Annotated in this window: 19 protein-coding genes; 17 read left to right on the top strand and 2 right to left on the bottom strand. The window is 42.3% G+C overall.

The features are described 5' to 3' along the window. Window positions 1-121 precede the first annotated feature (121 nt). The 7 genes from DWV53_RS05315 to DWV53_RS05345 all read left to right on the top strand — a co-directional run bounded on the left by DWV53_RS05315 (window position 122) and on the right by DWV53_RS05345 (window position 6,126). Entirely contained in the window at window positions 122-1,288 is a 1,167-nt protein-coding gene (locus DWV53_RS05315) for a sensor histidine kinase (RefSeq protein ID WP_118152140.1), read from the top strand. 104 nt (window positions 1,289-1,392) lie between these two features. Beyond that, a complete protein-coding gene (locus tag DWV53_RS05320) occupies window positions 1,393-1,911 on the top strand; it encodes a YceD family protein (protein ID WP_118152142.1) in 519 nt (172 codons plus the stop codon). Between the two features lie 28 nt (window positions 1,912-1,939). Then, entirely contained in the window at window positions 1,940-2,125 is a 186-nt protein-coding gene (gene rpmF, locus DWV53_RS05325) for a 50S ribosomal protein L32 (protein WP_006848356.1), read from the top strand. Further along, window positions 2,125-3,138, top strand: coding sequence for a beta-ketoacyl-ACP synthase III (locus DWV53_RS05330; protein ID WP_006848355.1), 1,014 nt, complete (start codon window positions 2,125-2,127; stop codon window positions 3,136-3,138). The genes rpmF and DWV53_RS05330 overlap by 1 nt, the downstream gene beginning before the upstream one ends. 146 nt (window positions 3,139-3,284) lie before the next feature. Then, on the top strand, window positions 3,285-4,166 hold the full coding sequence (era, locus tag DWV53_RS05335) for a GTPase Era (RefSeq protein ID WP_006848354.1): 882 nt from the start codon (window positions 3,285-3,287) through the stop codon (window positions 4,164-4,166). A 208-nt stretch (window positions 4,167-4,374) separates the two neighbouring features. Beyond that, window positions 4,375-5,688, top strand: a complete 1,314-nt coding sequence (gene der / locus DWV53_RS05340; RefSeq protein ID WP_118152144.1) for a ribosome biogenesis GTPase Der — start codon at window positions 4,375-4,377, stop codon at window positions 5,686-5,688. Between the two features lie 39 nt (window positions 5,689-5,727). Further along, window positions 5,728-6,126 (top strand): hypothetical protein, encoded by a 399-nt coding sequence (locus tag DWV53_RS05345; protein ID WP_118152146.1) that lies wholly within the window; start codon window positions 5,728-5,730, stop codon window positions 6,124-6,126. Between the two features lie 69 nt (window positions 6,127-6,195). Here the strand turns inward: DWV53_RS05345 and DWV53_RS05350 are convergent, their stop codons facing one another. Together DWV53_RS05350 and DWV53_RS05355 are read right to left on the bottom strand one after the other, a co-directional pair. Beyond that, window positions 6,196-6,969 (bottom strand): ABC transporter ATP-binding protein, encoded by a 774-nt coding sequence (locus DWV53_RS05350; protein WP_118152148.1) that lies wholly within the window; start codon window positions 6,967-6,969, stop codon window positions 6,196-6,198. 3 nt (window positions 6,970-6,972) lie between these two features. Next, window positions 6,973-7,719, bottom strand: a complete 747-nt coding sequence (locus tag DWV53_RS05355; RefSeq protein WP_118152150.1) for an MlaE family ABC transporter permease — start codon at window positions 7,717-7,719, stop codon at window positions 6,973-6,975. A gap of 134 nt (window positions 7,720-7,853) precedes the next feature. On the opposite strand from DWV53_RS05355, the gene lptB reads away from it, so the two are divergent. The 10 genes from lptB (at window position 7,854) to mutL (ending at window position 22,147) form a co-directional block, all read left to right on the top strand. Next, window positions 7,854-8,678 (top strand): LPS export ABC transporter ATP-binding protein, encoded by an 825-nt coding sequence (gene lptB / locus DWV53_RS05360; protein WP_022121319.1) that lies wholly within the window; start codon window positions 7,854-7,856, stop codon window positions 8,676-8,678. A gap of 132 nt (window positions 8,679-8,810) precedes the next feature. Beyond that, on the top strand, window positions 8,811-10,169 hold the full coding sequence (gene tig, locus DWV53_RS05365; protein WP_118152152.1) for a trigger factor: 1,359 nt from the start codon (window positions 8,811-8,813) through the stop codon (window positions 10,167-10,169). Window positions 10,170-10,303: 134 nt separating this feature from the next. Continuing rightward, complete coding sequence (gene clpP / locus DWV53_RS05370) at window positions 10,304-10,966, top strand: ATP-dependent Clp endopeptidase proteolytic subunit ClpP (protein WP_006848346.1); 663 nt, start codon at window positions 10,304-10,306, stop codon at window positions 10,964-10,966. 65 nt (window positions 10,967-11,031) lie between these two features. Next, window positions 11,032-12,261: an ATP-dependent Clp protease ATP-binding subunit ClpX gene (gene clpX, locus DWV53_RS05375; protein ID WP_118152154.1), complete on the top strand. Its 1,230-nt coding sequence runs from the start codon at window positions 11,032-11,034 to the stop codon at window positions 12,259-12,261. A 76-nt stretch (window positions 12,262-12,337) separates the two neighbouring features. Continuing rightward, window positions 12,338-14,518: a DNA helicase RecQ gene (gene recQ, locus DWV53_RS05380; protein ID WP_117728554.1), complete on the top strand. Its 2,181-nt coding sequence runs from the start codon at window positions 12,338-12,340 to the stop codon at window positions 14,516-14,518. Between the two features lie 103 nt (window positions 14,519-14,621). Continuing rightward, window positions 14,622-16,106, top strand: a complete 1,485-nt coding sequence (guaB, locus tag DWV53_RS05385) for an IMP dehydrogenase (protein WP_089544985.1) — start codon at window positions 14,622-14,624, stop codon at window positions 16,104-16,106. 14 nt (window positions 16,107-16,120) lie between these two features. Then, window positions 16,121-17,107 carry a peptidylprolyl isomerase gene (locus tag DWV53_RS05390; RefSeq protein WP_118152156.1) on the top strand — a complete coding sequence of 329 codons (987 nt, stop codon included), beginning with the start codon at window positions 16,121-16,123 and terminating at the stop codon, window positions 17,105-17,107. Window positions 17,108-17,126: 19 nt separating this feature from the next. Beyond that, window positions 17,127-18,581, top strand: a complete 1,455-nt coding sequence (locus DWV53_RS05395) for a peptidylprolyl isomerase (protein WP_118152158.1) — start codon at window positions 17,127-17,129, stop codon at window positions 18,579-18,581. Then, entirely contained in the window at window positions 18,578-20,233 is a 1,656-nt protein-coding gene (locus DWV53_RS05400; RefSeq protein ID WP_117728562.1) for an OstA-like protein, read from the top strand. Before DWV53_RS05395 ends, DWV53_RS05400 begins: the two co-directional genes overlap by 4 nt. Before the next feature lie 42 nt (window positions 20,234-20,275). Further along, a complete protein-coding gene (mutL, locus tag DWV53_RS05405; RefSeq protein WP_118152160.1) occupies window positions 20,276-22,147 on the top strand; it encodes a DNA mismatch repair endonuclease MutL in 1,872 nt (623 codons plus the stop codon). Window positions 22,148-22,235 lie beyond the last annotated feature (88 nt).

Raw genomic sequence — 22,235 nt, forward strand, 5'->3', positions numbered from 1 at the left:
CTTTTATCAAGAGCCTCAGATTTCGAAAGATTTCTGAGGCTTTTTTGGTCTTTTTATCTGCTCATGATGTTTTTTATCAGCAGATGGCGTTGATTACACGGATTTTTATTATCTTTGCAGCATGATTTGGACCGATAGAATACGACAGGTGAAGATTTTTTTGGTGATAGCGGCAGTGTTTATTGCTGTCGCCTCTCTTGTCGTGTCTCATTTTCTGGTTCGTGATCTAGCAGAAGAGGAACGCACCCGTATGGCGGTTTGGGCTGAAGCTATGCGTACGCTCAATAATGCCGATGAGAATACTGATTTGAACTTGGTATTGAAGGTTATCAATGAAAATAATTCCATTCCGGTTATTGTAATGGATTCTGAAAACCATGCTCAGACTTTTCGTAATGTTGATGTTGAAGGGAAAGATTATGCAGAGTCCCTTGCTTATGCTTCTGCCATTGGTCAGCGGCTCTTGAAACAAGGCAAGAATATTAAAATTGAACTAGATGATTCAACGCATGACTATATTCAGGTTTGCTATGATGAATCCCTCATGATACGACGTCTGTCAGCTTATCCTTATATTCAGTTGGGGGTAGTCATGCTCTTTGTGGTTATTGCCATCTTTGCTTTGCTTACTTCCAAAAGAGCGGAACAGAACAAGGTGTGGGTGGGGTTGTCTAAAGAAACTGCTCATCAGTTGGGTACTCCAATTTCCAGTCTGATGGCTTGGATTGAAATTCTGAAGATGAATTATCCGGATGACGAACTCATTCCTGAAATGAACAAGGATATCCAGCGTTTGCAACTGATAGCAGACCGTTTCTCAAAGATAGGTGCCCTGCCAGAACCTGTTCCTGCAAGTTTGAACGAAGTGATGAATCATGTTATAGACTACATGGATCGTCGAACATCGAAGAATGTTAAAATGGTGAAGGAAATACCTGAACAGGATGTTATCGTTAAGATGAATGCTTCTCTCTTTGAATGGGTGATAGAAAATCTGTCGAAGAATGCTGTTGATGCTATGGGAGCAAATGGTGGACAGATTACGCTCCACGTGGAAGAAACAGATGATAAAGCTATTATAGAAGTTTCAGATACAGGAAATGGTATAAGAAAAAAGGATTTGAAGAATGTATTCCGTCCCGGTTTTACTACCAAAAAGCGAGGCTGGGGCTTAGGTTTATCACTAGCTAAACGAATCGTAGAAGAATACCATCATGGCAAAATATGGGTGAAAAGTACAGAAATTGGGCATGGAACCACCTGCAGAATCGAGTTAAAGAAAGAATAATCAATTAATAATGAGTGATTTTAGTGATTTTTACATAAAAAATTATTTTATCTCAAAAATTATTTGTAACTTTGCAGCCCGAAACAATATAGTATATATTGAATATGTGTAACATAGATTCTTTTAAGATTGATTTGAAAGCTTTACCTCAAGGGATAACCGAAAAGGAATTTAAGCTTACCAATGAATATTTTGAGGCAATCGATGCTCCTGATGTTCAGAGAGGCGAGTTGTCAAGTAGTCTGTCTGTCAATAGGACGGACGACTTCTTCGAGCTCAATTTCCATACTGAGGGAGTGGTTCACATACCATGCGACATCTGTCTGGACGATATGGATCAAACCATAGAGACTAATGACAGGCTAGTCGTAAAATTCGGAGAAGAGTACTCAGAGGATGATGATCTGGTGACTGTGGCCGAGAACGAAGGAATACTCGATGTCGCCTGGTTTATCTATGAATTTATAGATCTCAATATTCCCATCAAGCATGTGCATGCACCTGGAAAATGCAACCCTGCTATGATTGAAAAGCTCAATGAGCATTCTGCCGCCCGAAGCGGTGAGGAAGAAGAGGATACTGTAGATCCACGCTGGGAAGCTCTATTGAAATTGAAAAAATAAAAATTAAAATTTTAAACATTTAAAAATTATGGCACATCCTAAAAGAAGACAGTCAAAGACACGTACACTTAAGAGAAGAACTCATGATAAGGCAGTAGCTCCTACATTGGCAGTTTGCCCTAACTGTGGTGCATACTATGTATACCACACTGTTTGCCCTACTTGCGGTTACTATCGTGGTAAGGTTGCAATCGTTAAGGAAGCAGCTGAATAATGGGTAAAATTAATGCTGTAATTACAGGTGTTGGTGGCTACGTGCCAGACTATATCCTCAACAACGAGGAATTGTCTCGCATGGTAGATACTACAGATGAGTGGATTACCACCCGTGTGGGTATCAAAGAGCGCCGCATCCTTACAGAGGAAGGCCTCGGGACCAGCTATCTGGCGCGTAAAGCTGCCAAGCAGTTGATTCAGAAGACTGGCGTTGATCCTGATACAATCGATGCACTGATTGTAACAACCACGACACCTGACTACAAGTTCCCTTCTACAGCATCTATCGTCCTCGGTAAGCTGGGGTTGAAGAATGCTTTCGCATTTGACTTCTCTGCAGCTTGCTGTGGATTCTTGTATACCCTTGATGTTGCTGCAAGCATGATTCAGAGTGGTAGATACAAGAAGATTATTGTGATTGGTGCTGACAAGATGTCTTCATTGGTAGATTACACAGACCGTGCTACTTGTGTTCTCTTCGGAGATGGAGCAGGTGCGGTTTTGGTGGAGGCAACTGAAGAGGAGAACGTTGGTGTTCAGAACTCATACCTTCGTACAGATGGACAAGGTTTGCCTTTCCTTCACATGAAGGCTGGTGGTTCTGTTTGCCCTCCATCACATTTTACAGTTGATCATCGCCTGCACTATCTTTATCAGGAAGGTCGTACTGTATTCCGTTACGCAGTAACAGATATGAGCAACGACGTGATGAAGATCATGGAAATGAACAATCTGAAGGCTGATGATGTGAACTGGGTAATTCCTCACGAGGCTAATCTCCGTATTATCGAGGCAGTAACCAAGCGTGCTGGAATTCCACTTGATAAGGTGGTTGTAAACATCGATCATTATGGAAATACTAGTGCAGCAACAATTCCATTGGCACTTTGGGATGCTGAAAGCCAATTGAAGAAGGGCGATAACGTCATCTTCACAGCATTTGGTGCAGGATTTGTACATGGCGCTTCTTTCTATAAGTGGGCGTATGATGGCGCTGCTTACGGAAAGTAATCTATAAAAATAGGATAGAATAATAATCTATATAAGGAAACGCATCTTTCTTATTTCTCTATAAATAAGTAAGGATGCGTTTCTTTAGCTTAAAAACAATAGAGCTTAACTTCTTGATAGTAAAATTTTGCTAAATTCAATTTTTTATGCATAAAGCTGGTTTCGTAAATATAGTAGGTAACCCTAATGTGGGAAAAAGTACCTTGATGAATCAATTGGTGGGTGAACGTATTAGTATTGCAACTTTTAAGGCTCAGACAACCCGTCATCGTATCATGGGTATTGTGAATACTGATGATATGCAGATTGTATTTTCTGATACTCCTGGTGTTTTGAAGCCTAATTACAAGATGCAAGAGATGATGCTTGCCTTCTCTGAGAGTGCATTGGCGGATGCTGATGTGCTGCTTTATGTGACTGATGTGATAGAAAACCCTGAAAAGAACATGGAATTCTTGGAAAAGGTTAAGAAAATGCAGATTCCTGTACTCTTGCTCATCAACAAGATTGATCAGAGTGATCCGAAGAAGTTGGGTGATATTGTTGAAAAATGGCACTCTTTGTTGCCTAATGCAGAGATTCTTCCTATCTCAGCGAAGAATAAATTCGGAACGGATATGCTCTTGAAGCGCATTAAGGAACTCTTGCCGGAATCTCCTGCTTTCTTTGATAAGGATCAGCTGACAGACAAGCCTGCCCGTTTCTTCGTTTCAGAGATTATCCGAGAAAAGATTTTGCTCTATTATGATAAGGAAATACCTTATTCTGTAGAGGTAAGAGTGGAGCGATTTAAGGAAGATGAAAAACGTATCCACATTAATGCGGTGATTTATGTTGAACGTGATTCCCAAAAGGGTATCATCATCGGGCACCAGGGGATTGCATTGAAAAAGGTGAATACCGAGAGTCGTAAGGCTTTGGAAAAGTTCTTCGACAAGAAAATCTTCTTGGAGACTTTCGTAAAAGTTGATAAGGATTGGCGCAGTTCTCAGCGAGAACTTGATGCCTTTGGATATAATCCGGAATAATTGATCGTTAAGAGCTAATAGTTTAAAGACGCCCTTAATAACTATAAACTATCAACTAAAATAACTCCTCCCTGAATGTAATCGAGGGAGTGACTCTCGCCAAAAGAGCGAGGGCCGGAGCAAGGTCAGCTTCGGCAAAATTATTAACTTGGATGCAGAGACCACATCCTTGAATACCTCCTAAAAGGAAGGAGGATAATGACTGTTTATGGCAAATTTAGTAGCTATTGTAGGACGCCCTAATGTGGGTAAGTCTACTTTATTTAATCGTTTGACTCAATCACGTCGCGCTATCGTTAGTGATACTGCCGGTACTACTCGTGACCGTCAGTATGGTAAGTGCAGTTGGAATGGTAGAGAATTTTCGGTTGTTGATACCGGTGGTTGGGTTGTAAAATCTGATGATATTTTTGAAGATGCTATCCGCAAGCAGGTGCTTGTTGCTACCGAAGAGGCTGACCTGGTTCTCTTCCTAGTAGACGTTAACACTGGCCTTACTGATTGGGATGAAGACGTGGCGCTTATTTTGCGTCGTGCCAAATTGCCTGTTATCCTTGTTGCTAACAAGGTTGATAACAGCGCAGAGTATTATCAGGCTGCTGAGTTCTACAAGTTGGGCTTGGGGGATCCCCAGTGTATCAGTGCAGCTACAGGTGGTGGTACAGGTGATTTGCTTGATATGATTTTGGACAAACTTCAGGATAATCCTGAGGAGGCAATCGAAGAAGATATTCCTCGTTTTGCGGTAGTAGGTCGTCCGAATGCTGGTAAGAGTAGTATTATCAATGCTTTTATTGGTGAGGATCGTAATATCGTGACAGAAATTGCAGGTACTACACGTGACAGTATCTATACCAGATACGATAAGTTTGGTTTCGATTTTTACCTGGTTGATACAGCCGGTATCCGTCGTAAGAACAAGGTAAGTGAAGACTTGGAATTCTATTCTGTGATGCGTTCTATCCGTGCCATCGAGAATAGTGATGTCTGCATCCTGATGCTCGATGCTACCCGTGGTATCGAAACCCAGGATATGAACATCTTCCAGTTGATTCAGAAGAACAACAAGAGTCTAGTGGTTGTCGTAAATAAATGGGATTTGGTTGAGGAGAAGAATCAGAAGGTAATTGATACTTTTGAAAATGCAATCCGCAAGCGTATGGCTCCATTCGTAGACTTTCCTATCATCTTTGCTTCAGCCTTGACTAAGCAGCGTATTTTCCGAGTATTGGAAACTGCCAAGGAAGTTTACCAGAACCGTAAGGTTCATATTGGAACTTCTAAGTTGAATGAGGTGATGTTGCCTATTATCGAGGCATATCCTCCACAGAGCATAAAGGGTAAGTATATCAAAATTAAGTATTGCACCCAGTTGCCTAATACAACGATTCCTTCGTTTGTGTTCTATGCAAACTTGCCTCAGTATGTCAAGGAGAACTATCGCCGTTTCCTGGAGAATAAGATTCGTGAGAACTGGTCCTTACATGGCTGTCCTATCAACGTCTTCATTCGTCAGAAGTAAATAAATGAAGCGAAGAATGCAGAATCAAAGTGTATAAAAATGAAGAAACTTTTGATTTTTATGATATTCATGATGGGATTGTTTTTTTCTTCCTGTAGGGAGGAGAAATCTGATCCTGGCTATCTTGCCGGTATTGCAGCCAAGGGATATTATGATTTGCTTTTAGATGGCAAGTATAAGGAGTTTGTAGATGGTTACAATCAACCTTATCGGTTGCCAAATGGCTATCAGGATCAATTGCTGATGAATGCCAAAATGTTTGTTGAGCAGCAGCAAGATGAACATAAAGGTATGGTTAAGGTGAATGTTCTGAATGCAAAAGCTGATACAGCGCATCATGTTGCTGATGTTTTTTTACAAGTGGTGTATGGTGACAGTACTAAAGAACAGATTGTGGTACCTATGGTAGAGGTAAAGGATGCCTGGAAAATGAGATAGTATTTATTTTGTAATAAAAAAGCCATCAGCCAGTTTCTGGTCTGATGGCTTTTTTTGAACGATACTGTTTTATTTGTTTTTAGCTTCTTCCAGCTCCACCTCCTTTACTTTGCGGAAGAGATCGGAAGCAAAGACTAAATCGTTGAGTTTCTCGTTTGTTGAGATCATCACTTCATCTTTGTTGCCTTGCCATTCTTTATGACCTTGGTAGATAAAACAGATGTTTTCACCAATGCCCATCACCGAATTCATGTCGTGGGTGTTGATGATGGTAGTCATATTATAGTCTTTGGTGATGCCTGAAAGCAGTTCATCTATCACAAGTGAGGTCTTTGGATCCAAACCTGAGTTTGGCTCATCGCAGAACAAGTATTTCGGATTCATTACGATGGCACGTGCAATAGCTACTCGTTTCTGCATACCACCCGAGATTTCTCCAGGATATTTCTGCTGAGCCTCTATCAGATTGACGCGGTCAAGACATTCCTGAGCCCGTTTTACGCGCTCCCTGTAATTCAGAGTAGAGAACATATCAAGTGGAAACATGACATTCTCAAGTACATTCAGAGAGTCGAATAGGGCTGCACTTTGGAAAATCATTCCCATCTCGCGGCGCATCTGGACTTTTTCTTTTTTCGACATCCGGGTGAAGTCACGGTCATCGTAGAGAACTTCGCCACTTGTAGGCTGAAGTAATCCTACGAGATTCTTCATGAGTACGGTCTTTCCGGAACCGCTCTGTCCGATTATCAAATTAGTCTTTCCTGTTTCAAAGGTGACGTTTATATTGTCTAATACAACCTTGTCGCCAAACGACTTGGTGAGATTTCTAACTTCTATCATAGTTTACGAGAGAATTTGAGTGAGGAAAACATCTGAAAACAGAATCAAAACACTAGAACAGACAACAGCATCGGTTGACGATTTTCCAACCTCAACAGATCCACCTTCTACGGTATAACCGAAATAAGAAGATACGCTGGAAATGATGAATGCAAAGAAAAGACTCTTGATGATGCTCATCCATACAAACCATTGGTTAAATGAATGCTGCAAGCCGAGTGTCAGATCATCTGGTGGTAGGATATGCCCAATATACGCTGTTCCATAGGCGCCGATGATACCCATGCCAGAACTGAAGATAACCAGAAATGGCATGATGGTAACCAAACCGAGAATTTTAGGCAGAATGAGGTAACATGCAGAGTTCACTCCCATGATATCAAGGGCATCAATCTGTTGGGTGACACGCATCGTTCCCAACTCCGAAGCGATATTAGAGCCCACTTTGCCTGCGAGAATCAGACACATTATACTTGATGAGAACTCCAGAAGCATGATTTCTCGGGTGGTGTAGCCGGAAACCCATCGTGGCATCCAAGGGCTCTGGATGTTCAATTTCATCTGGATGCAGATAACGGCTCCAATGAAGAAGGATATCAGTAAGACGATACCTATAGAGTCAACACCCAATTGCGACATCTCCTTGATGTATTGTTTCAAGAACATGCGCATGCGCTCAGGACGGGAAAAAGAACGTCCCATCAATATGAGATATTTACCGAAGGTGGTAAGCCATTTTTCTATTAACATGCTATTATTAAAACTGAATTTTGCTGCAAAATTAACCAAAATCCTCTAAAAAACTGCAATATTATGAATAGTTTTTGATTTTATAAGCGATATTTCCTTTATTTTTAGTATTTTTGCAGCCAAATTAGCTAATTATGGACGAAATTAACAATAACGAACAGCAAAATCAGAATTCTCTGGTTTTGCGAACAGAGGGATTGGTGAAGCGCTATGGTAAACGAACGGTTGCCAATGGAGTTTCTATCAATGTGAAGCAAGGAGAAATTGTGGGATTACTGGGACCTAATGGTGCCGGTAAGACAACTTCTTTCTATATGACAACTGGACTTGTTGTGCCTAATGAGGGACATGTCTTTCTGGGAGATCAGGAAATTACTGATTTTCCTGTATACAAACGTGCCCGTGCGGGAATCGGATACCTGCCTCAGGAGGCCAGTGTTTTCCGCAAGATGAGTGTTGAGGACAATATACTTTCAGTCTTGGAAATGACAGGAAAGCCACGTAGTTATCAGTTGCAGAAATTAGAGAGTCTTATTAGCGAGTTTCGTCTCAATAAGGTTCGTAAGAATAAGGGTGACCAGCTTTCCGGAGGTGAGCGCCGCCGTACAGAGATTGCCCGTTGCCTGGCTATTGACCCAAAGTTTATCATGCTCGATGAGCCATTTGCTGGTGTTGACCCTATTGCGGTAGAAGATATTCAGCATATTGTATGGCAGTTGAAGTATCGCAATATCGGTATTTTGATTACCGACCATAATGTACAGGAGACTCTGACCATTACAGACAGAGCCTATCTGCTATTCGAAGGAAAGATTCTTTTCCAGGGCAAACCAGAGGAATTGGCAGAGAATAAGATTGTGCGCGAAAAGTATCTGAGTAACAGTTTTGTGCTCAGAAAGAAGGACTTTCAGCTCATAGATGAGCAAAAAAGAGCCAAAGAAGCAGCGACTGATGGTTAAAAAATCATTTTTTTCTCTTATATATTAGGTATATCCATTAAAAATGTGTAATTTTGCAAGCCAATTGCGGTTATACACGAAAACTGTAGAATTAAAGAAAATATTAACAATAATAAAATAACAAATATCAAGATGAAAATTTCATTTGAAAATCCTGACAAGATTAATGGTCTTTTGACCCTCGTTGTCGAAGAGGAAGATTACAAGAATGATGTCGAGAAGACATTGAAAGATTATCGTAAGAAGGCTAATGTTCCAGGTTTCCGTCCTGGTCAGGCTCCTATGGGTATGATTAAGCGTCAGTTCGGTCCATCTGTAAAAATGGAAGCTATCAACAAGCTCGTTGGTCAGCAGATTTACAAGTATGTACAGGACAACAGTATCCAGATGCTCGGTGAGCCTCTCCCATCAGAGAAGCAGGAGCCAGCTGACTTGGAGAATGGTACTTCTTTCACATTTATGTTTGATATCGCTGTTGCTCCAGAGTTCAAGGTAACTCTCAATGGTCGCGACAAGGTTGATTATTATAACATCACAGTTGATGATAAGATTCTCGATCAGCAGATTGATATGTACGCTCAGCGTGCAGGTAGCTATGAGAAGGCTGAGAAGTACGAGGAGAATGACCTTTTGAAGGGTGACTTGCGTGAGCTTGATGAAAATGGCAATACCAAGGAAGGTGGTATCACTGTAGAGGGTGCTATCCTGATGCCTAGCTACATCAAGGTTGACGAGCAGAAGAATCTCTTCAACGATGCTAAGCTCGGTGATGTAATCACATTCAACCCTAAGAAGGCTTATCCAGAGAACGATACTGAGGTTTCTTCACTCCTGAAGATTGAGCGTGAAGCTGTTAAGGACTTGGAGTCAGAGTTCAGCTTCCAGATTACAGAAATCCAGCGTTTCAAGAAGCATGAAATCAACGAAGAGCTCTTTAAGCAGGTTCTCGGTGAGGATACAGACGTGAAGGACGAGGCTGCTTTCCGTGCTAAGATTGCAGAGGGCTTGCAGGCACAGCTCGTTAACGATTCTGATTATAAGTTCATTCTCGACGTTCGCGAGCACTGCGAGAAGAAGGTAGGTGAATTGCAGTTCCCAGATGCACTCTTGAAACGTATCATGTTGGCTAACAACAAGGATAAGGGCGAGGAGTTCGTAGAGAAGAACTATGCTGAGAGCATCAAGGAGTTGACATGGCATCTTATCAAGGAGCAGCTTATCAAGGCTCAGAATATCAAGGTTGATGACAATGACCTGATGGAGACAGCTAAGGAGGCAGCTCGTGCTCAGTTCGCTCAGTATGGTATGAACAACATTCCTGAGGAGTACATTGAGAACTATGCTAAGGAAATCCTCAAGAAGGGTGACGCTACAGATGCACTTGTAGATCGCTCTATCGACCGTAAGTTGGCTGCAGCTCTGAAAACAGCTGTAAAACTCAACGAAAAGGAGATTTCTGTAGAAGATTTCAACAAGATGATGCAGGAATAACATTTTTTTGAAAAAAAACTTCAAATAAATACGAGGTTATCGACTTTTTTTATTATCTTTGTTCCACCGAACGAGAAATAAGGGTCGATAACCTCTTTTTTCGTATGGTTTAAGACGTAAAATACTATATAGATATGAACGATTTTAGAAAATATGCAACCAAGCATCTTGGTATGAATGGTATGGTGCTTGATGATGTTATTAAGGCACAGGCTCAGTATATGAACCCTTACATCTTGGAGGAGCGTCAGCTGAACGTTACTCAGATGGATGTATTCTCTCGCTTAATGATGGACCGTATCATCTTCCTGGGTACACAGATTGATGACTACACAGCAAATACATTGCAGGCGCAATTGCTGTATCTTGATTCTGTAGATAGTGGCAAGGATATTTCTATCTATTTGAATAGTCCTGGTGGTAGCGTTACTGCTGGTTTGGGTATTTATGATACCATGCAGTTTATCTCTAGCGATGTAGCTACTATCTGTACAGGTATGGCTGCTTCTATGGCTGCCGTGCTGCTCGTTTCTGGTCAGGAGGGTAAACGCTCTGCTTTGCCTCATAGCCGTGTCATGATTCACCAGCCATTAGGAGGCGTTCAGGGTCAGGCTTCTGATATTGAGATTGAGGCTCGCGAAATCTTGAAGATGAAGAAGGAATTGTATACTATCATTTCAGACCATTCTCATACTCCTTATGATAAGGTTTATGCTGATAGCGACCGTAACTATTGGATGACAGCTGAAGAAGCCAAGGAATATGGAATGATAGATAATGTGTTGGTTCGTAAATAACGAATTGTTTTAAGTAAATATGCGTATATATAATAAGGTGCGCAAGAAGAGATAATAATTATAATATGCCAAAGAAAGTATGTAGCTTCTGTGGAAGATCAGAAAATGAAGTCAGATTACTCATCACGGGTATCAATGGCTTCATTTGCGAAGATTGTGCTAAGCAGGCTTATGAAATTATACAGTCTACAGGGGTCTTGGCTCCTAAAGCTGGGGAGGGTAAGTTTGTTCTCAAAGAGGTGCCAAAGCCTGTAGAGATCAAAAAATACCTGGATGAATATATCATCGGTCAGGATCAGGCTAAGCGCAATTTGGCTGTCGCTGTATATAACCACTACAAGCGTTTGCAGCAGCCAAAGGATGAAGATGGTGTAGAAATCGAAAAGAGTAATATCATCATGGTTGGTAGTACCGGTACAGGTAAAACCTTGTTGGCGCGTACAATAGCTAAGATGTTGGATGTTCCTTTCACCATTGTTGATGCCACTGTATTTACTGAAGCAGGTTATGTGGGTGAAGACGTTGAAAGCATCTTGTCACGTCTGTTGCAGGTTGCTGATTATGATGTGGCTGCAGCAGAAAGGGGAATTGTGTTCATTGATGAGATTGATAAGATAGCCCGCAAGAGCGATAATCCTTCTATCACGCGTGATGTAAGTGGCGAAGGTGTACAGCAGGGATTGTTGAAACTCTTGGAAGGTACCATGGTTAATGTTCCGCCTAAAGGTGGACGCAAGCATCCTGATCAGGATTATATCCATGTAGATACCAAGAATATCCTGTTTATCTGTGGTGGTGCTTTTGATGGTATTGAGCGTAAAATAGCTCAGCGTATGAATACGCACGTAGTAGGCTATAATTCGGTTCAGAATGTAGCTAAGATAGATAAGAAGGATTTGATGCAGTATATCCTTCCACAGGATTTGAAGTCTTTTGGCTTGATACCTGAAATTATCGGCCGTTTGCCTGTGCTTACTTATCTCAATCCGTTGGATAGGGAGGCTTTGCGCAAAATCTTGGTTGAACCTAAGAATTCAATTGTCAAGCAGTATCAGAAATTGTTTGAGATGGATGGCATCAAGTTGAAGTTTGATGAGGAAGCACTCGATTATATCGTAGACAAAGCGGTAGAGTATAAACTGGGCGCTCGCGGACTTCGTTCAATTGTTGAAGCTGTGATGATGGATGCTATGTTTGAGATTCCATCAGAGAAGGTTAAATCATTTGCTGTTACGCTGGACTATACCAAGAAACAGTTGGATAAATCTCATCTCGGACAGTTGGAAACTGCATAAATCAGTTGGGCATTTCGCCCAATTGAATGCTATTTAATCGTATATATAGACATATATAATATAATAATAGGTGGATATGACAGAACAGGTTAATCTTACAGGACAGTTGAAGCATTATTTCGGCTTCGATTCGTTTAAGGGTGATCAAGAGGCAATCATCAGAAATTTGATGAGTGGCAATGATACTTTTGTATTGATGCCTACAGGTGGCGGTAAGAGTTTGTGTTACCAGTTGCCTTCGCTCATTATGGAGGGCACAGCTATTGTGATTTCTCCTCTGATTGCTTTGATGAAGAACCAGGTAGATGTTATTAATGGTTTGAGTGAAAGTGATGGCGTGGCTCATTATCTCAATTCATCATTGAATAAGTCGGCTATTGAGAAGGTGAAGAATGATATTCTCAATGGTACGACCAAACTCCTGTATGTTGCACCTGAATCTTTGACGAAAGAAGATAATGTTGAGTTCCTTAAAACAGTAAAGATTTCGTTCTATGCCATTGATGAGGCTCACTGTATCTCTGAGTGGGGACACGATTTCAGACCAGAGTATCGTCGTATTCGCCCTATTATTAACGAAATAGGTGTTGCACCTGTGATAGCGCTTACAGCTACTGCAACAGATAAGGTACGTACTGATATCAAGAAAAACTTAGGCATCATGGATGCCAAAGAATTCAAGAGTTCTTTTAACCGCCCTAACTTGTATTATGAGGTGCGCCCGAAGAACAAGGATATCGATCGTCAGATCATCATGTTTATTCGTCAGCACAAAGGAAAGAGTGGTATTATCTATTGTCTCTCCCGTAAGAAAGTAGAGGAATTGGCAGAGGTATTGAAAGCCAATGAAATCAAAGCGGCTCCTTATCATGCCGGTCTTGATTCGGCTACCCGTTCTCAAACCCAGGATGATTTTCTGATGGAGCGTATTGATGTCATTGTTGCTACTATCGCCTTCGGAATGGGTATCGATAAACCTGATGTCCGTTTTGTTATTCATTATGATATACCCAAGAGCTTGGAAGGTTATTATCAGGAAACGGGTAGAGCCGGACGTGATGGAGGCGAGGGTATATGTATCGCCTTCTATGCCCGTAAAGACCTCAGAAAATTGGAGAAGTTTATGGAGAACAAACCTGTAGCAGAACAGGATATCGGCAGACAGTTGTTGCAGGAAACGGCTGCCTATGCAGAATCGTCTGTCTGTCGCAGAAAAATGTTGCTTCATTATTTTGGTGAGGAATATCATGAAGAAAACTGCCATAACTGCGACAACTGCCTGCATCCTACCGAAAAATTCGAGGCTAAGGATGCGCTGCTCGTTGTTTTGGAGTCTGTTGCTGCGGTGAAGGAGAATTTCCGTCAGGAATATATCATCGATTTTGTAAAGGGACGTGCTACTGATGATATCGTTTCTCACAAGCATGATGAACTGGAGGAGTTTGGAGCAGGAGAAGATATGGATGCCAAAGTTTGGAATCCTGTTATCCGTCAGGCGTTGATAGCCGGTTATCTCAAGAAAGATGTAGAGAACTATGGCCTTTTGAAGTTGACAGCTGCGGGTAAGCGTTTCATTAAGAATCCTGAATCATTCATGATCGTTGCCGATAAGGAATTCTCTGATGATTTTGATGGAGCGCCTCTGAGCGAGCATAATACAGGTGCTTTGGATCAGACACTTTTCTCCATGTTGAAAGACTTGCGTAAGACAGTAGCAAAGAAGCATAAATTGCCGCCTTATGTTATTTTCCAGGATATTTCTCTGGAACAGATGGCAACGATGTATCCTGTAGATATGCAGGAATTGCAGAACATACAGGGAGTTGGAGCCGGTAAGGCAAAGAGGTATGGTAAGGAGTTCTGTAAATTGATCAATCAGTATTGTGAAGAGAATCTGATAGAGCGTCCTGAGGAATTACGTGTCAGGACAGTTGCCAAGAAATCAGTCTTGAAGGTAAGCATCATTCAGAGCATAGACCGCCAGATAGATCTTGATGATTTGGCAGAAGCAAAAGGTTTGGATTTCTCAGAATTGCTTGACGAAATAGAGGCAATCGTTTACAGCGGTACCAAGCTGAATATCGATTATTTCATAGAGGAAGTTGTGGATGATGACCATGTAGATGACATCTACGATTACTTCATGGAGAGCGATACTGATGATTTGAATGCGGCTCAAGATGAATTGGGTGAAGACTACAATGAAGACGAAATTCGACTCGTCAGAATCAAGTTTTTGTCCGAACAAGCCAACTAATCACGTTAAATAGCATTAATAAGGTAAGATTTTCGTGAAAAGCGAACTCTATCTGAGAAATTATTGCTAAATTTGCACGCAATAAATTTTTAAAGGTTACAATATGTCATCATTTGTTGCAGATAAAATTGTAATGGACGGTCTCACTTACGACGACGTCCTTCTTATCCCTGCGTATTCAGAGGTACTACCAAAACAGGTAGAGTTGAAAACCAAGTTCTCTCGTAACATCGAGTTGAACGTTCCATTCGTTACAGCAGCGATGGACACCGTTACCGAGGCTTCAATGGCGATAGCTATCGCTCGTGAAGGTGGTATCGGTGTAATTCACAAGAACATGACCATTGAGGAGCAAGCTCGTCAGGTTGCTATTGTGAAGCGTGCTGAGAATGGTATGATTTATGACCCTGTCACCATCCGTCGTGGCAGTACAGTGAAGGATGCTCTTGATATGATGCATGATTATCATATCGGTGGTATTCCTGTGGTAGATGATGAAAATCATCTTGTAGGTATTGTTACCAACCGTGATCTTCGTTTTGAGCGCCACATGGACAAGAAGATTGATGAGGTAATGACTAGCGAGAATTTGGTTACCACTCACATCCAGACCGACTTGGTTGCTGCTGCTGCCATCCTGCAGGAGAATAAGATTGAGAAACTCCCTGTAGTTGACAACGAGAATCACCTGGTAGGTTTGATTACTTATAAGGACATCACAAAGGCTAAGGACAAACCTATGGCTTGCAAGGATGCCAAGGGACGTCTTCGTGTGGCTGCCGGTGTGGGTGTTACTGTAGATACATTGGATCGTGCCAAGGCTTTGGTTGAGGCTGGTGCTGATGCTATCGTTATCGATACTGCTCATGGTCACTCTAAGGGTGTAGTTGAGAAGCTCAAGCAAGTTAAGGCTGCCTTCCCACAGGTAGATGTTGTGGTAGGTAATGTGGCTACTGGCGAGGCTGCCAAGTATTTGGTAGAGAATGGTGCTGATGGTGTTAAGGTAGGTATCGGTCCTGGTTCTATCTGTACTACTCGTGTGGTTGCCGGTGTTGGCGTTCCACAGTTGAGTGCTGTTTATGATGTATATTCTGCTCTTAAGGGTACTGGTGTGCCTTTGATAGCTGATGGCGGTCTTCGTTACTCAGGTGATGTTGTGAAGGCTTTGGCTGCCGGTGGTAGCTGCGTCATGATCGGTTCTTTGGTTGCTGGTACCGAGGAGAGTCCTGGTGATACCATTATCTTCAATGGCCGTAAGTTTAAGAGCTATCGTGGTATGGGTTCTTTGGAGGCTATGGAACAGAAGAATGGTTCTAAGGATCGTTACTTCCAGGGTGATACCAAGGATGCCAAGAAATTGGTTCCAGAGGGTATCGCTGGTCGTGTGCCTTACAAGGGAACTGTCCAGGAGGTCATCTACCAGCTGATTGGTGGTTTGCGTTCTGGTATGGGATATTGTGGTGCTGCTACCATCGAGAACTTGCACAATGCCAAGTTCGCTCGTATCACAAATGCAGGTGTGTTGGAGAGTCATCCACATGATATCACTATCACTAGTGAGGCTCCTAACTATAGCCGTCCTGAATAATATAATTAGGAAATATGAAGTTTTATGCACTTATAGCGGCAATGCTCCTTTCGGGGAGCATTGCTTTTGCTCATACCGACCCAATTGTTATGATTATTGATGGTCAATCTGTCAAGAAGTCGGAATTTGAGTACTTTTATCAGAAAAATCATTTGGGAAATACGGTTGATTCTAAAAGTATCAAGGTGTTTACCGATGGCTTTGTTGATTATAAGCTGAAAGTGCAAGCTGCTAAGGATGCTCATCTCGATACTTTGCCTAATATCAGGCGTGTGTTGAAACGATATGATGATGTCGAGTCATGCGAGTTGATGCCCGATAAAGGCAGTGTTCATGTTGCACATATCCTCTTGAGATTGGGACAGAAAGCATCTTACCAGGAACAGGAGGTAGTGGAAAGAAGAATCGATTCTATTTATCAGGCTCTTTGCAAAGGTGCAGATTTTGCAGACCTGGCAAAAAAGTGTTCTGATGATAAAGGGTCTGCGGTCAATGGGGGGACTTTGGCATGGTTTACAAAAGGTCAGACTGTGCAGGCTTTTGAAAAAGTAGCTTTCTCTCTGCGAAAGGGTGAGATTAGTAGACCGTTTATGTCTGAGTTTGGTTATCATATCGTCAAGTTGCTGGATAAACATGATGATGGTAATCAGAAAAAATATGTTGCTGATGCTAAGGTAGAAAATTGGCGGGGAACCTACCTGCAGCAGGAGGAAGTAGAAAACCTTTTGCTGAATGAAATCTGCCAGCGTAATATTTGGGATAAGGCTGTTGCTGATAAAAAAGGTCTGGCTGCCTTCTATGCCAAGAATAAGAAAAAATACAAATGGGAAATGAAGCGCCTGAAGAAGATGAAGGTTAATCTGCCCCGGAATGGCGAATACCCGGATGTGGTACTTGCTGACTATCAAGACTCGTTAGAGAAACAATGGGTCGCACAATTGAAGAAGAAATATAAAGTGGTGGTTTTCCATAGCATGTTGACCACTCTCAATATACATTAATATATTATAGAAACAATACATGAATACTGGATATAAAATGACAATGGCATTTATAGCCCTGCTGATGATAGTAGGAATAAGTGCTAGTGCAACAAGAGCAAGCCGTAGTGCTTTGGCTCATGAGGCTGATTCTGCAAATATCAAGCAACAAGCTGCTGCCGATTCTCAGAAAATCAATGAGGGTAGTGTGGTTGATGAGGTCATTTGGGTTGTCGGCGATGAGGCTATCCTGAAGTCAGACGTCGAGGTAACCCGTTTGCAGGCTGAGGCTGAAGGTATTAAATATACTGGTGACCCAGACTGTTCTATTCCTGAGCAGATTGCCGTTCAGAAACTGTTTCTCCATCAGGCAGCTATCGATAGTATCGAAGTATCTGAGTCAGAAGTCATGAATGGTATCGACGAACAGATCAATAGTTGGGTTTCCATGATTGGTTCTCGTGAAAAACTGGAGGAGTATCGCAAGCAAAGTATCACCCAGATGCGCCAGCAGATGCATGATGATTTCAAAAACCAACAGCTGATTCAGAAGATGAAGCAGGAACTGGTGAAGGATATCAAGGTGTCTCCAGCTCAGGTACGTAAATACTTTAAGGATTTACCTGCAGACAGTATCCCTTTTGTTCCTACAGAGGTAGAGGTTGAGATTCTTACCATGCAGCCACGTATTCCTCTTGAGGAGATTAACCGTGTGAAAAATCAGTTGCGTGAGTTTACTGACCGTGTGAATAAGGGTGAGACTTCTTTTGCTACTTTGGCTCGTCTTTATTCTGAGGATCCGGGTTCAGCCCGTATGGGTGGTGAGATGGATTATATCGGTAGAGGTATGTTGGATCCTGCGTTTGCAAATGTAGCATTCAATCTTACCGATCCTAAGAAAATCTCAAAGATTGTTGAGTCTGAGTTTGGTTATCATATCATCCAGTTGATTGATAAGCGTGGTGATAAGATTAAGTGTCGCCATATCCTGCTCAAGCCTCAGGTTTCTCAAGATGCTATTGATAAGTCTATCGGCCGTCTGGATTCTATCGGTGATGATATCCGTGCCGCTAAGTTTACCTTTGAGCAGGCTGTTGAAGCATTGTCTGATGATAAGGATACCCGCAACAACAAGGGTTTGATGGCCAATGTTACTCCTGACCAGTCAAGAACTTCCCGCTTCCAGATGAAGGATCTGCCTACCGAGGTTGCCCGTATGGTAGATACAATGAAGGTAGGTGAGGTTTCTGCACCTTTCACTATGGTGAATTCCAAGGGTAAAACCACTTGTGCTTTGGTAAAACTGGTAAGCCGTGTTGACGGACATAGAGCTACTATTACCGAAGATTTTCAGGTGATGAAGGATGTAGTGTTGGCTAAGGAGCGTGCCCAGACCTTGCACGATTGGGTAGTCAATAAAATCAAGCAGACTTATGTTCGTATGAACGATCGCTATAAGGATTGTAAGTTTGAATATCAAGGTTGGATTAAATGATAAATAAAAGATTAAATAATCATATCAGAGGGCATAGAATCATATCGGTTATGGTTCTATGCCTGTTTGGGTTTTGTCTGATGCAAGCCATGCAGGCTCCAAAGAAGCATGCCAGAAAGCGCCCTCATGGTGACCGCGTATATCTTTTGCATGCAGATGAATTGTACTATGATATGTTCGGTAATAATCCTGATGCCCAAATATTGAAAGGTAAGGTCTCTTTCTTGCATCAGGGCAGTCATCTTACCTGTGACAGCGCGTATTTCTATCAGGCTTCTAATTCCGTGAAAGCTTTCGGACATGTTCATTACCGGCAGGGAGACACCTTGTCACTCACTTGTAATAGAGCAGAGTATGATGGGCAGATGCAGATGATGAGAGCACGCAAGAATGTGGTCTTGCATCATCGCCGGCAGACTTTGCGTACTGATAGCTTGGATTTCGACCGCTTGTATAATATGGCAAACTTCTTTGACGGCGGAACGCTGATTGATGGTAAGGATAAGCTGGTTGCCGATTGGGGTGAGTATCATACCGAAACGCGTGAGGCTAAGTTTGTCTATAATGTCAAGTTGCGCAGCGGCAAGGATGTTGTTACCACCGATACTTTGTATTACGATGTCCGTAAGTCAAAGGCTCACATGGTAGGACCTTCTAAGATTGTTTCCGGTGCAAGTGTTGTCAAGACAGAAGACGGATATTATGATACCAAGACCGATAGAGCGCAGCTTTACGGCCGTTCTACGGTTATAGATAAAGACAAGACACTTACGGGTGATACGCTCTATTATGTAAAGGATGGGGAGAGTACCGGATATGGCAATGTGGTTTATGTAGACAAGAAAAATAAAAATTCCCTGACTTGCAATTATCTGCGTTACAATGAGAAAACCGGTAATGGATTTGCCACCCGCAATCCTGTAGCGATCGACTATTCGCAGAAAGATACTCTTTGGGTTCATTCTGATACCATGCGTATCAATACCTTCCATATCAATACCGATTCGGTATACCGTAAGGTGCATGCTTATCCTAAGGTCCGTGCCTATCGCCTGGATATGCAGGCCATCTGCGATTCCCTGGTTTTCAATTCTCAGGATTCCTGCATGACCATGTATAAGGATCCTATCGTCTGGAATGGAAACCGTCAGTTGCTGGGCGAGAAGATTCTGGTCTTCATGAACGACTCTACCGTTCGTTTTGCCCATGTCATCGGACAGGCGCTGTCTGTAGAGCAGATGCCGGATAGTGTTCATTTCAATCAGATCAGTTCTTCTGAGATGAAATCTTACTTTGAAAAAGGTGAAATTAAACAAGGAGAGTCTATCGGTAATGTGCAGACCATCTATTATATGACGGATGATAAGGACAGTTCGCTCATAGGCTTGAATTATCTGGAGACCGATACCATGCGCATGTATATGGGACCGGGCAGGAAGATGGAGAAAATCTGGACCAATAAGTTTACATCTACCATGTATCCTATGACGCAGATTCCGCCGGCAAAATATAAACTTAACAATTTTGCCTGGTTCGAGGACTTGCGTCCTAAAGATAAGAATGATATCTTTGTATGGCGTGGTAAATCCAAGGGCTCCGAACTCAAGAACATTAAGCGTCATGAAGCTCCACTTCAGAAACTGACTGACTGATTATAATGAAGCATCATTTTCTTATATGATTAATATTTAGAGATGAGTGATATTATTCAACTTTTACCCGATTCTGTTGCCAATCAGATAGCAGCAGGTGAGGTTATACAGCGTCCGGCTTCAGTTATCAAGGAGCTGGTCGAAAATGCAGTCGATGCGGGTGCCAGGAATATCCATGTCACAGTTACCGATGCTGGCCGTACCAACATCCAGGTGATAGATGATGGAAAAGGTATGTCTGAAACAGATGCTCGTTTGGCTTTCGAACGTCATTCTACTTCCAAAATCCGTAAGGCTGATGATTTGTTTGCACTTCGCACCATGGGCTTCCGTGGCGAAGCTTTGGCGTCAATAGCTGCTGTGGCTCAGGTAGAACTGAAGTCACGACAGGCAACCGACGAGATAGGAACCCTGATACAGATTTCTGGTTCCCGATATGAGAAACAGGAGCCATGCTCCTGTGCTGTGGGAAGCATCTTCTCTGTCAGCAATATCTTTTATAATGTACCCGCGCGAAGGAAGTTCCTGAAGTCCAATTCTACAGAGCTGAACAATATTCTGACGGCTTTCGAGCGGATTGCATTGGTAAATCCTCAAATCACCTTTACTTTACATAGCAATGGTACCGAAGTATTCAATTTGCGTGCCGCTAATTTGCGTCAGCGCATTCTCGATGTCTTCGGCAAGCGTTTCAATCAGGAACTCCTGCCGGTAAATGTAGAAACCACTATGTGTAAGGTGTCTGGATTTGTGGGCAAACCGGAATCTGCCAGAAAGAAAGGTGTGCATCAGTTCTTCTTTGTCAACGGGAGATACATGAAACATCCTTATTTCAATAAGGCTGTGATGGCTGCTTATGACCGTCTGGTTCCTCAGGGTGAACAGGTGCCTTACTTTCTGTATTTTGATGTAGATCCGAAGGATATTGATGTGAATATCCATCCTACGAAGACAGAAATCAAATTCGAGAATGAGCAGGCTATCTGGCAAATCCTTTCGGCTTCGGTCAAGGAGTCCATCGGTATGTTCAATGATGTACCTACCATTGATTTCGATACCGAGGATAAACCGGACATCCCTGTTTATAATCCAGAGATGAGTACGGCTGCTGCGGCACCGAAGATCAGTTTGAATCCTGGTTATAATCCGTTCAAGTCTTCCTCTTCCACGGGAGCAGTCCCTATGGGAGCCAGTTTCTCTGTTCCTAAGTCGAAACCTCAGGTGGATGAAAAATGGGAACAGCTTTATGAAGGACTCAAAGATCAGGATGATGTGCAGGGGATGGAGCAGACCATGGTGTTTTCCGATGATTCTAGTCGGGATAATACGCCAGACAGTATCATTGCAGAGAAATCGCCAGCCCATTATCAGTATAAAGGTAAGTATATCATGACTGCGGTAAAATCGGGATTGATGATTATCGACCAGCATCGTGCCCATGTGCGTGTCTTGTTCGAACAGTATTTGCGTCAGTTGGCTGACCGGACCTTTCATTCACAGAAAGTCCTCTTTCCTGAGGTTGTGCAGTTCCCGATGTCAGAGAAGGTAATCTTTGAAAAGATCCTGCCTGAAATGGAATCGATGGGCTTTGAACTGGAAGATCTTGGAGGCGGAAGCTATGCCGTTAATTCAGTTCCTGGCGGACTTGAAGGATTGAATCCTCTTAAACTGGTACAGGACATGGTTTCTTCTGCAGTAGAAAAGGGCGTATCAGCCATTGATGAAGTCAATCAGACTTTGGCTTTGAGTCTGGCTCGCCAGGCTGCAATACCTCAAGGGCAGATATTGAGTAATGAAGAGATGGAGGGGCTGGTGAATGATCTTTTTGCCTGCCAGAATGTCAATTATACGCCCGACGGAAAGTCGGTACTTTGTATCCTCCGTCAGCAGGAAATTGAGCATCTTTTAGGTTAAAAGCAGGGAAAAATCCCGTTTTTCTTAAAAAAGTTAACGAAAAATGCTATTTTTTTTAGAAAATGAAGGTTATTTCAAAAAATAGTAT

The sequence above is a fragment of the Segatella copri genome (assembly GCF_003465495.1).
Classification (GTDB): Bacteria; Bacteroidota; Bacteroidia; order Bacteroidales; family Bacteroidaceae; genus Prevotella; species Prevotella copri_G.